The 13,676-nt window shown below is 42.0% G+C and carries 16 protein-coding genes, 1 tRNA gene and 2 pseudogenes; 12 read left to right on the top strand and 7 right to left on the bottom strand.

Annotation, left to right across the window (positions count from 1 at the left end):
• Positions 1-33 precede the first annotated feature (33 nt).
• From PR709_RS07160 to hemW, 7 genes are all read left to right on the top strand, one after another.
• A complete protein-coding gene (locus PR709_RS07160) occupies positions 34-594 on the top strand; it encodes a YqgE/AlgH family protein (protein ID WP_004923247.1) in 561 nt (186 codons plus the stop codon).
• Positions 594-1,013 (top strand): Holliday junction resolvase RuvX, encoded by a 420-nt coding sequence (ruvX, locus tag PR709_RS07165; protein ID WP_004923249.1) that lies wholly within the window; start codon positions 594-596, stop codon positions 1,011-1,013. The genes PR709_RS07160 and ruvX overlap by 1 nt, the downstream gene beginning before the upstream one ends.
• Before the next feature lie 123 nt (positions 1,014-1,136).
• Positions 1,137-1,832, top strand: a complete 696-nt coding sequence (locus PR709_RS07170; protein ID WP_014656679.1) for a YggS family pyridoxal phosphate-dependent enzyme — start codon at positions 1,137-1,139, stop codon at positions 1,830-1,832.
• A gap of 10 nt (positions 1,833-1,842) precedes the next feature.
• Positions 1,843-2,664, top strand: coding sequence for a pyrroline-5-carboxylate reductase (gene proC, locus PR709_RS07175; protein WP_036941558.1), 822 nt, complete (start codon positions 1,843-1,845; stop codon positions 2,662-2,664).
• A gap of 18 nt (positions 2,665-2,682) precedes the next feature.
• Entirely contained in the window at positions 2,683-3,267 is a 585-nt protein-coding gene (locus PR709_RS07180) for a YggT family protein (protein ID WP_004923256.1), read from the top strand.
• A 15-nt stretch (positions 3,268-3,282) separates the two neighbouring features.
• A complete protein-coding gene (gene rdgB, locus PR709_RS07185) occupies positions 3,283-3,876 on the top strand; it encodes an RdgB/HAM1 family non-canonical purine NTP pyrophosphatase (RefSeq protein WP_004923259.1) in 594 nt (197 codons plus the stop codon).
• The gene (gene hemW / locus PR709_RS07190) at positions 3,869-5,008 is read left to right on the top strand and encodes a radical SAM family heme chaperone HemW (RefSeq protein WP_004923262.1); all 1,140 of its coding nucleotides are present in this window, start codon (positions 3,869-3,871) and stop codon (positions 5,006-5,008) included. The genes rdgB and hemW overlap by 8 nt, the downstream gene beginning before the upstream one ends.
• A gap of 115 nt (positions 5,009-5,123) precedes the next feature.
• Here hemW and PR709_RS07195 read toward each other — a convergent pair whose 3' ends face one another.
• The 5 genes from PR709_RS07195 to trmB form a co-directional block, all read right to left on the bottom strand.
• A complete protein-coding gene (locus tag PR709_RS07195) occupies positions 5,124-6,074 on the bottom strand; it encodes a siderophore ABC transporter substrate-binding protein (protein WP_004923266.1) in 951 nt (316 codons plus the stop codon).
• 192 nt (positions 6,075-6,266) lie between these two features.
• Positions 6,267-6,992: a DUF2884 family protein gene (locus tag PR709_RS07200; protein WP_014656683.1), complete on the bottom strand. Its 726-nt coding sequence runs from the start codon at positions 6,990-6,992 to the stop codon at positions 6,267-6,269.
• A gap of 38 nt (positions 6,993-7,030) precedes the next feature.
• The gene (glsB, locus tag PR709_RS07205) at positions 7,031-7,957 is read right to left on the bottom strand and encodes a glutaminase B (RefSeq protein WP_004923272.1); all 927 of its coding nucleotides are present in this window, start codon (positions 7,955-7,957) and stop codon (positions 7,031-7,033) included.
• A 114-nt stretch (positions 7,958-8,071) separates the two neighbouring features.
• Positions 8,072-8,401, bottom strand: a complete 330-nt coding sequence (locus PR709_RS07210) for a YggL family protein (protein WP_004923275.1) — start codon at positions 8,399-8,401, stop codon at positions 8,072-8,074.
• Complete coding sequence (gene trmB / locus PR709_RS07215) at positions 8,401-9,120, bottom strand: tRNA (guanosine(46)-N7)-methyltransferase TrmB (protein ID WP_004923278.1); 720 nt, start codon at positions 9,118-9,120, stop codon at positions 8,401-8,403. Before trmB ends, PR709_RS07210 begins: the two co-directional genes overlap by 1 nt.
• Before the next feature lie 275 nt (positions 9,121-9,395).
• Here trmB and mutY point away from each other — a divergent pair, with 275 nt between their 5' ends.
• The 5 genes and pseudogenes from mutY to PR709_RS07240 form a co-directional block, all read left to right on the top strand.
• Positions 9,396-10,460 carry an A/G-specific adenine glycosylase gene (gene mutY, locus PR709_RS07220; protein ID WP_004923281.1) on the top strand — a complete coding sequence of 355 codons (1,065 nt, stop codon included), beginning with the start codon at positions 9,396-9,398 and terminating at the stop codon, positions 10,458-10,460.
• Entirely contained in the window at positions 10,460-10,729 is a 270-nt protein-coding gene (locus tag PR709_RS07225; protein WP_272570840.1) for an oxidative damage protection protein, read from the top strand. Before mutY ends, PR709_RS07225 begins: the two co-directional genes overlap by 1 nt.
• Before the next feature lie 53 nt (positions 10,730-10,782).
• Entirely contained in the window at positions 10,783-11,856 is a 1,074-nt protein-coding gene (mltC, locus tag PR709_RS07230) for a membrane-bound lytic murein transglycosylase MltC (RefSeq protein ID WP_004923287.1), read from the top strand.
• 190 nt (positions 11,857-12,046) lie between these two features.
• Positions 12,047-12,122, top strand: a tRNA-Phe gene (locus tag PR709_RS07235).
• Positions 12,123-12,444: 322 nt separating this feature from the next.
• Positions 12,445-12,687: pseudogene (locus tag PR709_RS07240) on the top strand (tyrosine-type recombinase/integrase); the annotation flags it as partial.
• A 91-nt stretch (positions 12,688-12,778) separates the two neighbouring features.
• Here the strand turns inward: PR709_RS07240 and PR709_RS07245 are convergent.
• A pseudogene (locus PR709_RS07245) lies at positions 12,779-13,047 on the bottom strand (PAAR domain-containing protein).
• 185 nt (positions 13,048-13,232) lie between these two features.
• Positions 13,233-13,673: an SMI1/KNR4 family protein gene (locus tag PR709_RS07250; RefSeq protein ID WP_004927418.1), complete on the bottom strand. Its 441-nt coding sequence runs from the start codon at positions 13,671-13,673 to the stop codon at positions 13,233-13,235.
• Positions 13,674-13,676: the final 3 nt, after the last annotated feature.

Raw genomic sequence — 13,676 nt, forward strand, 5'->3', positions numbered from 1 at the left:
AATAGGTTACTTACTACACTGAGCCTAAAAATTATGAATTTACAAAATCATTTTTTGATAGCAATGCCATCTCTTACTGATCCCTATTTTGAGCAGTCTGTTGTTTATGTGTGTGAACACAATGAAAAAGGCGCTATGGGGATCGTTATCAATAAACCTATTGATGATTTTTCTGTGAGTACCATGCTCGAGAAATTAGAGATAGCGGTTTCAACAACCAATACCAGCAACCTTGCTAAACCAGTGATTGCTGGTGGCCCTGTTGCTGAAGAGCATGGTTTTATCCTCCATACGCCGATTAAAGGCTTTGCTTCAAGTCTGCATCTCAATGATGACATGATGGTAACGACCTCTAAAGATATCTTAGAAACACTCGGCAAGGACCAGCAGCCTATGCAATCATTAGTCGCTCTGGGATATGCAAGCTGGGAGCCCGGTCAACTCGAAAATGAAATTATGGAAAATAGTTGGTTGACGGTAGAAGCCACACCAGAGTTAGTGTTTGATACCCCTATTAAAGATCGCTGGCAAGCTGCTGCTAACCTTCTAGGCGTGAATATCCATACAATTTCCATGCAGGCAGGGCACGCGTGATGTCTAGCAGAACCCTTCTTGCATTTGATTTTGGTACGAAAAGTATTGGTGTTGCTGTTGGCCAAGAAATCACAGGAACAGCCCGCTCCCTCGCCTCACTGAAAGCCAATGATGGCCGCCCTGATTGGCAACAGATCGAAAAGTTGCTAAAAGAGTGGCAACCTCAATTGGTCATTGTTGGCCTTCCTTTAAATATGGATGGCACTGAACAACTTGTCACCAGCCAAGCGCGTAACTTTGCTAATCGTATCCATGGGCGATTTGGTGTCAAAGTCGAGCTACACGATGAACGCCTATCCACGGTTGCCGCAAAAGCAGAACTATTTGAGCGTGGTGGTTACCGAGCACTGAGTAAAGGCAAAGTAGACTCAGCATCTGCTGTCGTGATCTTAGAAAGTTGGTTTGAGCAACACCTTTAAGCCGCACAATGTTTTCCGAAATGTAATTTTTTTTAATCTACACATGCAAAGGTGCCGTTATCAAGCAATATGCTTTACACTATGGGCATTATGATTATCCACCTAACGTAATTGAACAGAATAATGACCATTCAACGTAATATCTCTGATGTAAAAGCACGTATTGAACGAGCGGCAGCAGAATGTCATCGCTCTGCACAGGACATCACACTACTTGCAGTAAGTAAAACCAAACCTTGTGACGCTATCTTGGAGGCTATCGAGGCTGGACAGCGTCAATTCGGTGAAAATTATGTTCAGGAAGGCGTTGAGAAAATTCAGTTTTTCGCGGATAGACAAGATCTGGTTTGGCATTTTATTGGCCCATTACAATCAAACAAAAGCCGTCTTGTCGCCGAGCATTTTGACTGGTTCCATACGCTGGATCGGCAAAAAATCGCCCAACGTCTAAACGATCAGCGTCCAAGCAACAAAGCACCGCTAAATGTGCTGATCCAAATAAATATCAGTGATGAAAACAGTAAGTCAGGCATAAAACTTGAAGAGCTTGATGAGCTAGCAAAACAAGTTAGCCAAATGCCTAACCTAGTTTTTCGTGGTTTGATGACCATTCCAGCACCGGAAAGCGACTACCAGCGCCAATGCGAAGCTTTTCGCAAAATGGAGCAAGCCTATCAACAGTTACAAACACACTACCCTAGCGTCGACACCCTATCTATGGGGATGACCGATGATATGGCTGCTGCCATTCATTGTGGGTCGACCCTCGTTCGTATCGGAACGGCTATTTTTGGTGCCCGTGACTATCACAAATCATAAGGAGTACAACATGCAACATCGCAAAATTGCATTTATAGGTGCCGGAAATATGGCCCATGCTATTATTGCAGGGCTTGTTAGCCACGGTTACCCCGCCTCAATGATCACCGTCTGTTCGCCAACCCCTGTTCGCCGAGAAAAAATCGCCGAACAATATGGCGTTATCAGCAGTAGTGATAATGTATCCGCTGTGCAACACGCCGATGTGATTGTACTTGCTGTAAAACCACAAATGATGGAAGAGGTGTGTCAACCTTTACAGCATGCCGTGGATTTCAGTAAAAAACTGGTATTGACCATTGCTGCGGGTATCCCCGCTCACCGCTATGCCGATTATTTAGCCCAACCATTGCAGTTGGTTCGTATCATGCCAAATACGCCATCACTCGTCGGTAAAGGCGTGAGTGGTTTATTCGCAGAAGAGAGTATTAACGCCGAAGACAAACAATTTGCAGAGCAATTGATGCAAAGTGTTGGCTCGACAATTTGGTGCGAAAAAGAGCAAGAGATCAATAATATTATTGCGATTACTGGAAGCTCTCCTGCTTACTTCTTCTTATTTATGGAATCCATGCAGCAAGAAGCCGAGAAACTAGGCTATACGCCCGATCAAGCCCGTCAATTGGTCTTAAATGCCGCGGAAGGTGCTGTTGCGTTGTCGAAATCACAAGGCGACACCCCATTTTCCACATTGCGCGAACAAGTGACTTCTAAGGGAGGAACGACAGCGATGGCATTAGCGCAATTTTACGATAGTGGTCTTCCGCAAATGGTAGCAAAAGCGATGCAACGTGCTATCACTCGGGCAGAAGAGATGGAAAAACTTTTTTAATTAACAGCGGGACGAGACATGCAGACTTTACTTTTTGTCGTTACAACCATTATTCAACTTTATATTTTTATCTTACTGCTACGAGTCTGGATGCAGTGGGTACGTGCAGATTACTATAACCCCTTCTCCGTGTTCGTGGTAAAAGCCACGAAACCTGTTATTACACCATTACGCCGTGTTATCCCTTCTATCGGGCCTATTGATACAGCAACAGTTACTATCGCATTTATCTTATCACTTGTTGCTATTGTCTTTAGCTTGTGGATCACCCATACATTGGCCCTTCTCAGTTTTAGTGTTATTCCAATCAGTATTATTCTGTTACTAACCTATGCCGGAAAATTAATTTTCTGGATGATATTGATTAGAGCGATCATGAGCTGGATTAGCCAAGGCCGTAATCCTGTCGACTATTTGTTATATCAATTAACAGAACCATTAATGGCGCCAATCCGTCGCATTATCCCTGCTATGGGTGGGCTTGATTTCTCAGCAATGATTGTCATGTTCATCTTAATTGCGCTGAATTATCTACGTTCTGATATTTCACTGATGATTGATCCAACATTAACAGGCATTCTCTACGCTGTTGGCGTAATGTAATAAGAGCGATTAAAAATGCAAAAGGTTGTTTTAGCTACCGGTAATCCGGGAAAAGTCAATGAACTTGCTGACCTGTTACGTGATTTTGGGATGGATATCGTAGCCCAAACTTCTCTCGGTGTTGAGTCTGCCGAGGAAACAGGATTAACATTTATCGAAAATGCGATTTTAAAAGCTCGCCATGCTTCTCAGCAAACTGGTCTCCCTGCTATTGCGGATGACTCTGGGATCTCCGTTGACGCACTCGGTGGTGCTCCGGGGATCTATTCCGCTCGCTATGCTGGTGAAGAAGCAACGGATGAACAAAACCTGCATAAATTACTCGATGCGATGAAATCGGTGCCTGATGGGGAACGTCAGGCACAATTTAACTGTGTGTTGGTTTACTTACGCCATGCAGAAGACCCAACACCTTTGGTTTTCCATGGACGCTGGCATGGCATCATCACTCATGAACCGAGTGGGCAAGGCGGTTTTGGTTATGATCCTATTTTTTATGTGCCAGAACTGAATTGTACCTCTGCTGAGCTGACGAAATCAGAAAAACAAGCGATTTCACATCGAGGCAAAGCCTTAGCAATGCTATTGGATGCACTCAAGAATGCTTAAGTTGCCACCTCTAAGCCTATATATCCATATTCCTTGGTGTGTACAAAAGTGCCCATATTGTGATTTCAATTCGCATACTCTTAAAGGTGATATCCCCCAGCGAGAGTATGTTGAGCACCTGTTGCACGACTTAGAGATTGATGCAAAATTCATCGGTGATCGCGCCATCAAAACACTATTTATTGGTGGAGGTACACCAAGCTTATTAAGTGCGGAATCCATGCAAGCGCTGATGGATGGTGTACGTCAACGAGTTCATCTTGACCCACAAGCTGAAATCACGATGGAAGCTAACCCGGGTACTGTGGAAGCCGATCGTTTTTCAGGCTACCAAAAAGCAGGGATTAACCGGATCTCTATTGGTGTACAGAGCTTTGGCGATGACAAATTGATTACTCTTGGCCGCATCCACGGCGCTGAAGAAGCGAAACGGGCTGCGAAGCTTGCGACACAGCTTAATTTACGTAGTTTTAACTTAGACTTGATGCATGGCTTGCCTTCACAAACTCGTGATGAAGGGTTATCTGACTTGCGCCAAGCAATTGCGCTTTCCCCTCCCCATTTATCTTGGTATCAATTGACTATCGAGCCTAATACACAATTTGGCTCGCGCCCTCCGACCCTGCCCGATGATGATACATTATGGGAAATTTATTCCGAAGGGCATAAGCTGCTCACTGCGGCAGGTTATCAGCAATATGAAACATCGGCTTATGCTAAGCCTGGTTTTCAATGTGAACATAACCTCAACTATTGGCGTTTTGGTGATTATCTCGGTATCGGCTGTGGCGCTCATGGTAAGATCTCATTCACTGATGGACGTATTATGCGTACCATCAAGACTAAGCATCCTCGTGGTTATATGGAGGGGCGCTATTTGCAAAAATCTTACGATGTCGATGCCCAAGATAGGCCGTTCGAATATTTTATGAACCGCTTTCGGTTATTGGAGCCAATGCCCCGAAAAGAATTTAGTGACTATACGGGGTTGCCTGAATCGGTGGTAAGAGACTCACTTAATGAAGCGCTAAATAAAGGCTATATCACTGAGAATGAGCATGAGTGGCAAATTACCAAACATGGCAAATTATTCTTAAACTCATTACTAGAGCTTTTTCTTGATGAAGAGTAATTTATTTTTGCAATAAAAATATCCCTATCCCGCACCATAAATCACAAAAGCCCGCAGATTAAAGTGCGCTCATAAAATTAGGCGCTTTTAACTGGTGCGGGCTTTTTTAGATCACTTATAGTGCTTTAGCGACTGCATCAACTTGTTCTGTTAGGCTCACTAAACCACCACCTGACAAATACCATAAATCAGACTGCAAGTATGTGATTTTGCCATTTTTGTAGGCTTTCGTTTCTTGAATATTTTGATCTTCGAAAACGGTTTTATCCAGCTTACCTGCCCCGATCGCTTCACTGCGATCCACGATTAAAATCACATCGGGATCTGCCTGTGCGATGGTTTTCGTATCAACGACACGGCGCTTAGACTTATCCGCTTCTGCTGGCTCTGGTAACTCTGCGCGTTGTGCTTTAACAACATCATAAACAACACTTTGGTTATTTGGGATCAATTTGCCATCGTTATGCAGCAGAACTAACACTTTAGACTGTGATTTTTTCGCTTTTTCTTGGGCTACCGCAATAGATTTATCCAACTGAGCCAGTTGCTCTTCTACCGCTTTTTGATTGCCATACAGCTCACCGATTAAATTGATATTCGCTTTCACTGAATCAATGTAATGCTGGCTATTTGTACCTAAATTAATGGTTGGAGCAATTTTAGATAGTTCATCATAAGACTTACCTTGGCGGCCAGTGATCACGATCAGATCAGGCTTTAATTCTGCAATTTTTGCAAGATCAGGCTGTTTCATTCCACCTGCATTTTGCACATTAGCAGCAATATTGCCTTTAATGTAAGCAGGCGCATTGCCCATTGGCAGCGCAACGACCTTATCGCCAAGCCCTAATTTTTGCATTGAATCATAAACACCAAAGTCGAATAAAACCACTTTCTGTGGAGCCTTATTCACTTCAGTCTCACCTGACAAATGTTTGATATTCACTTTTTCAGTGCCTTGTGCAATGACGGCGTTAGGGGTAAATGCCGCTGATTCAGCACTCAGTGCATATGGCGCGGAAAAAGAGAGTAAGGAAACAAGTACAGCAGGAATGAATTTTTTCATATTAAACAATACCAGTTAGTCACTAAACCAAACTTGCATTCTAGAGTGAGCCATTAATAAGTCAATCAAATAAGAATCAATTTCATTTTGATTATTATTATTGATAAAAACATCACATTTTTGCTGTGCTAAATAACAAAGAGGCAGAGCCCAAAATAGGCCTCTGCCTCTTAAAAAAGAAGAGAATATCTCTTACTTCAGTGAATTCATTAATGAAATACGTTGCTGTTCAAGGGAAGTCACTTTACCACACACTTGTTGACCAAACTGTTGGAAGCTATTTTCTTGTTTTTTCCACTCCGCTTCGAGGTCTTGCTGAAGCCCACCTAAATTCCCTAAAAGGCCTTGCAGCGCTTTACTGCTATCACCGCCAGAGAGCAGTTGCTTACGCCCCATTTCATTAATACTGTCCTGTAATATGCCACCTAGACTCTCATTGACCAATTGACGCCCTTGCGTTTCAACTTTGCTCATTGCTTGGTGATGGAAAGCATAACCATCAGGGCGTGTCTCTATGACTTGATTGATCTGACCATTAAGGTCACTTTCTAACTTCGTTAAGCGTTTACGTACATTGCTATCATTACCGATTACTCGGATCACCACTTTATCAAGGGTATTTTTCGAGGCCGATAATTTATTTTGGGTTTCCAATTTGATCCATGGAATATCATTACGGATAGCGGCTTGATAACGAACAGCTTGCTGCCTTTGCTGCTCGGTTACCTCAATTTTTTTGCCATTAAGAGTCACATCACCATTAGGCGTAATATTCAAGTCGCCACTGCGCCCAACCACTTGAACACTTGCTGGGGTTAGAAAGATATCGTCTTTAGGCGTCACTGAACATTTATAATCTGCGGCCTGAGTGCCTGCACTAGCCAATAAAGAAAGAACAATTAAAGTACGGCGTAACATAGTAACTCCTATTAGATCGTTTTACCGATTGATGATATCTAAAACACCGAACGACCAATGCGTTTTGATAATAATTCAAGAGCTGCGCAACCCACCAGCGAGTTCCCCGCCGAATCTAATTCAGGTGCCCATACCGCAACAGAAAACTGGTTCGGTACGACACAAACGATCCCACCACCAACACCCGATTTCCCTGGCATGCCAATACGAAAGGCAAATTCACCAGAACCATCATACATCCCACAAGTCATCATTAAGGCATTAATTTGCCGCGACTGTAGTGGCGTAATAATAGGGTCGATAGAGCAAGATGACATCCCTTGTGATGTTAAGTAAGAGAAGCAGCGTGCCAGCTCTACACAGTTCATACTTAGAGAACAATAATGAAAGTAAGTTTCGAGAACTGTAAGGACATTATTCTCAAAATTACCAAATGATTTCATCAAAAAGGCAATGGCGGCATTACGGCTGGCATGTTCAAGTTCCGAACGCGCAACCGCAATGTCGTAGCTAATATCTGGCTCGCAAGCAAGTTTTCGGACAAACTCTAGCATGCGTTGCTTGGGCGCACTTAAACGTGATTGCAGCATATCTGTAATCACAATCGCTCCCGCATTAATAAAAGGGTTACGCGGAATACCTTTTTCCATTTCAAGCTGGATCAAGGAGTTAAATGGTAATCCTGATGGCTCTTTCCCGACGCGTCGCCAAATTTCATCTTCTTCATAACGCGTCATCGCTAAAGTCAGGCTCAGTACTTTTGAAATTGATTGGATAGAAAAACGTGTCTGAGCATCTCCCGCCATAAAAATTTCACCGTCAGCAGTATGCACCGCAATCCCCAATTGATGAGGAGGGACATTCGCGAGAGCAGGAATATAATCTGCGACCGCGCCTTGACCAATTAAAGGCCGTACTTGGTCTAAGATATCGTTCAGTAGTTGATTAGAAAATAGACGGCTCACTGTACTTCACTCCAGAAAACAAAGGCATCCTAAAAGGATGCCTTTGGTCGTAATGACCATTAGAGTTCGTAAAACAAATAAGAAACCCAATAAATCGATTACCGACTTAAGAAATTATTCCCACCAAACATCAAATAGCTCTGAAACAACGATATCTTTCATGCCTTTTGATTTTAGCCAGTTTTCGACAATGGTACGGTGTTCTTCAGTACATTTACCGATTTTTTGCAGGCAAACAATACCTTCCCAGCTCATATAACCACTTGCTTCAAACGCTAAGCCATTAGGTTCAATTGCTTCAGCAATCAATGCATCAACGGTACGATCGACTTCTTCGATAGGCGTACCTTCTTCAAAGCTCCATTTTACAATGAACCCTAACTCTTGGAATTCATCAATACGTAGTTTTTTACGTAAACGACGACTGCGTTGTTGCTTAGCCATTATTTTGTCCTCTCAAACATTAAATCCCATACACCGTGCCCCAACCGCTGGCCGCGTTTTTCAAATTTTGTTTCAGGTCGTGTTTCAGGCCGAGGTACATAATCCCCTGATGCAGATAAGTTTTTATACCCATCTGCATGGCTCATCACTTCCAACATATGTTCCGCATATGGCTCCCAATCCGTCGCCATATGAAAAACACCGCCCTTCACTAGTTTAGCGCGAATTTTATCGGCAAAAGGCCCTTGCACAATACGGCGCTTGTTATGTTTTGCCTTATGCCATGGATCTGGGAAAAATAGCTGAACCATAGATAAACTTTCATCGGGGATCATACGGTCCAACACTTCAATTGCGTCATGACACATGACACGTAAATTTGTCACATTTTCTTCTTTTGCGGAAGCAAGGCATGCTCCAACACCAGGCGCATGGACTTCAATCCCTAGAAAGTTTTTTTCAGGATTTTGTGAGGCCATTGTGACTAAAGAGGCCCCCATACCAAACCCTATCTCAAGTACAACAGGATTTTGGTTATTAAAAATTGCGGCAAAATCTAAAGGCTGTGCAACAAAATCGATCCCCATCGTTGCCCATTCACTTTGTAGCGCATCTTCTTGGCGTTGCGTCAAACGTCCTTGACGACGGACAAAGCTGCGAACGCGGCGCATAACCCGCCCTTCTTCATTATATTCTGGGGAGATGACGTTATTGATCATAATATAAAAATTCTACGAATTGATTGCCTAATCAAGTAAATAAGCGAAAATGACTACCCTTGCCGACTATTTTCAACAAGTTAGTAAAACGATTAATAATACAAACTTCACATGAAAGTGCAGGGAGTTTATCAAAACTCATCCAAGGTTGCAGGTGAAAATTGGATAACTTTACACTCCAGCACACAATAAGCGGTTTACAGCTTGTCCGGTCTATGTTGCAATCCTGACTATCTCTGATTTTAATAGAATTACCGATAAAAATAATATACTCAATGGAAGCTCAACAATTTTCGCTCGCCGTGCTTAATTGGTATCACCAATATGGCCGGAAAACTTTGCCGTGGCAAAAAGAAAAAACGTCATACCATGTCTGGCTCTCGGAAGTCATGCTACAACAAACCCAAGTCAGTACGGTTATTCCCTATTTCGAAAAATTTATTCGCCGTTTTCCCGATGTAAAAGACCTCGCGAATGCCCCCTTAGATGAAGTATTACATCTATGGACGGGGCTGGGCTATTACGCACGCGCTCGCAATTTGCATAAGGCCGCAAAAGTCATAGCAGAACGTTTCAATGGGCAGTTTCCAACTACATTCGATGATGTTGTGGCCCTTCCTGGTGTTGGTCGCTCTACAGCAGGCGCTATTTTGTCGTTATCACAACAACAGCACTATCCAATATTAGATGGTAATGTTAAACGCGTGCTCGCTCGCTGCTATGCCATCGAAGGATGGCCAGGGAAAAAAGAGGTCGAAAATCGCTTATGGGATATCAGTACTGAGGTTACCCCTAAAGAAGGCGTCCAGTTCTTTAATCAGGCTATGATGGATTTAGGTGCTATGGTATGCACCCGTAGTAAACCGAAATGCGAACTTTGCCCCCTGCATTTAGGTTGCATAGCCTATGCTAACCACTCATGGCAGGATTACCCCGGTAAAAAGCCGAAACAAAAGATCCCTGAAAAGACAGCTTGGTTTCTAATTATGCAGCAAGGCGATCTCGTTTGGCTTGAACAGCGACCACCTTCAGGTATTTGGGGAGGGCTATTTGCCTTCCCTCAATTTGAAACCCAAGAGCAAATGAATGCGTGGCTTTCTCAATCCGGTATTCAACATGATACGCCAGAACAATTAATTGCGTTTCGCCACACATTCAGCCATTTTCATCTGGATATTATTCCTGTTAAAGTTAATATTCAGGCATTTACTTCAGCCATGGATGAAGGTAAAGGACTTTGGTATAACTTAAATCTCGGTGCAACAATCGGCCTCGCTGCGCCGGTTGAAAGCTTACTTCAACAGCTTGCCGTGCCGCCTGATATTCTGAGGAAAAAATAATGAGTAGAACAATTTTTTGTACTTTTTTACAACGTGACGCTAAGGGGCAAGATTTTCAGCTCTATCCGGGTGAGCTAGGAAAGCGCATTTTTAATGAGATTTCGAAAGAGGCTTGGGGTCAGTGGATGGCAAAACAAACCATGCTGATTAATGAGAAAAAGCTCAATACCATGAACCCTGATGACCGTAAAATGCTAGAGCAAGAAATGGTTAAGTTCCTATTTGAGGGACACGATATTCATATCGACGGCTACACACCTGAAAAATAATTGATTGGTCTACCTATCTTAGGTAGACCATGAGCTTGAATACTGTGGAATGTATGAAAAAACTGTTAGCCTTAACGCTGCTGGTGCCTCTTCTTATCTCCTGCTCCAGCAATAAAGAGTCTGATTTTAATCCTAACTATGTGAAAGACACCAATGGGTTCGATATCCTTATGGGGCAATTTGCCCACAATATCGAAAATATTTGGGGGATCAAAGAAGTTCTCATTGCAGGCCCTAAAGATTATGTTAAGTATACCGATGAGTATCGTACCCGTAGTCATATCAACTTTGATGCTGGGACGATTACAGTAGAAACCATCTCCGCCGTAGAGCCTTCAGAACATTTGAAAAAGGCTATCATCACTACCCTATTAATGGGTGATGACCCAAATTCTATCGATTTGTATTCTGATATTAATGATATACCTCACAGCCAAGAGCCTTTTCTATTTGGGCAGGTATTAGATAACACAGGTGAACCCATTCGTTGGGAATGGCGCGCAAATAAATACGCTGAATACCTTGTTAATAATAAGTTGCAGCGCCGGCAATCAGGTATGAATGTCATTTGGTCTGTGACCATGCAACTGGTTCCTAACCACCTTGATAAACGCGCTCATAAGTACCTTCCTTTTATCAGGAAGGCATCGGCTAAATATGGGGTTGATGAGTCACTTATTTTAGCCATTATGCAAATCGAATCGAGCTTTAACCCTTACGCGGTAAGTCGTTCCGATGCGTTAGGCTTGATGCAAATCATGCCAAATACCGCGGGTAAAGATGTTTTCCGTTCGCAAGGTAAGTCAGGGGTTCCGAGCCGTAGTTACCTTTTCGATCCGGAAAAAAATATTGATACGGGAACTGCTTATTTGGCAATTTTACAAAATAGCTATTTAGGTGATATTCAAAACCCAGTGTCACGCCGTTATGCCGTAATAACCGCTTATAACGGTGGTGCTGGTAGCGTCCTTAGAGTCTTCCACAGCGATAAAAAAGTGGCTGCACAGAAGATCAATCAGCTCGCCCCTGGCGAAGTTTATCAAACGCTATCAACAAAGCATCCTGCTGCCGAATCGCGTAATTATCTGATAAAAGTCGATAAGGCTCAAAAGAATTACCGTCTCTAAAGGCGATTAATATTAGTACAAAAAGCACTCGTTTCAGTATATAACTGGCGAGTGTTTTTTATTTTATCGTCTTTTTATTAGCCTTACTGTTCAATAATCAGCTAACCTGTTGAAAAAAAGCGCATACGAAATAAAGTTTTTCGAATGTTCCTTGACTCCAACTGTGAAATCAGGTTTAATACGCCTCGTTGCCCGGATAGCTCAGTCGGTAGAGCAGGGGATTGAAAATCCCCGTGTCCTTGGTTCGATTCCGAGTCCGGGCACCACTTTCACTTCTACAGTGGTCTCCTCAGTTAGTTTAGTTCCTCATAATGATTAAGTTATCTTCTATTCCACCTAAACAAACTCAATACGATATTTGCTATTTAAGCATAGCTTGTTCGATATAATTTAAAGACCATTTTATAGCGTACCACTCCCGACAGATATGAGCCTAAAACAAAGAACATAAGGCTTCTGGTAAGCGTACTCCGAGCAAACCTAATAGTTGCCGTTACTGATTGCTTTACGAGCAAAAAGAAATAATTATCGATTGGTGTTTGCCCTGATATTTCTCTTGCTGATGCCCGCGTTATACGTGATGAAGCCAATATGGTATTAAAACGAATGGGGTATAATAGTAAAGCAACGGGGCATGGTTTCCGCCACACTATGAGTACTATCCTGCATGAAAAAGGGTTTAACAGCACTTGGATTGAAACTCAATTGGTGCATAAAGATAAAAATTCCATTCGTGGAACCTATAATCATGGTCAGTATTTGGAAGGAAGAAGGGAAATGATGCAGTGGTATGCGGATTATATTGATGAGTTAGAGCATAAATCAAACTGAATAATATCATTTAGCCACCTTTGCGAATATTCGTAAAGGTGGTCATTACCTAGACTTTATTTTTTCCTAAGTACTGATATCGCGCTATAATTTAACCTACTGCGACAAGTATACAGCCACCTGAACATCCACAAGCGACTTTATGGCCTTTTAGCGCGACAGGAATACCATTAATTTTCATTAAATTATCCCCTTCAACGATAGTTCCTGTTTTTTACATAAAGGGTAATAAACTGGGTCGCCCACACAGGCGACTCTTTGGGTTTGTTTGGCGAGAGAGGAAGCAGTCAGCACCGTACCACCAGTATTCGTCGTATCATTTTTTAAAATGATTTTTCTGCTGTTTACGGTGCTACGCATTAAGATATTTCTCCTGATACAGTTTCACTAAAATCTGTTCGACCTTTTTCTAAAACGTCAACGAAAAATGTTTTTTTATCAAATGATAAAATATTTTACTAGACTGGTAATCTATAAAAGAATCATATCTGAGTTAGTCATTTATAAAGTGAAAATTCTACGACACTAGTTTATTTTTATATATCTTAATAATAATCATTTCCAAATACATCATTCAAAAAAGATTCAAAATTACTATATTCCTTTTGGAATAAACCATCATAAGAGTGAAAGTAAACTTCGCCATAACTATCTTTCTTAAGGGATAAAAGCAAGGTATTTCCCCCATTATCATAACCAAAGGGTATAAAACTTCCCTGCTCATAGTGTACTGATTTATTATTCAGTATTACATCCAAATCACCAATATCCTCAATAAGCTTTTCAATAGGTAACTTTCCATACTTTATAGGGTTAAAACCTCCAAAATAAGAATTTATATTGGAATCTTCACCAATAAAGCCACCATTAATGGTAAGATAGTGTCGCTTAAATGCTTCTGGCAATTTAGCTATAAACAACAATTCAAATTGATTTAACTCATCATTAGATAAGCTTTTTTCAGGAAACACTAATTCTATTGTCATATA

The sequence above is a fragment of the Providencia sp. PROV267 genome (genome assembly GCF_028477825.1).
Taxonomy (GTDB): Bacteria; Pseudomonadota; Gammaproteobacteria; order Enterobacterales; family Enterobacteriaceae; genus Providencia; species Providencia stuartii.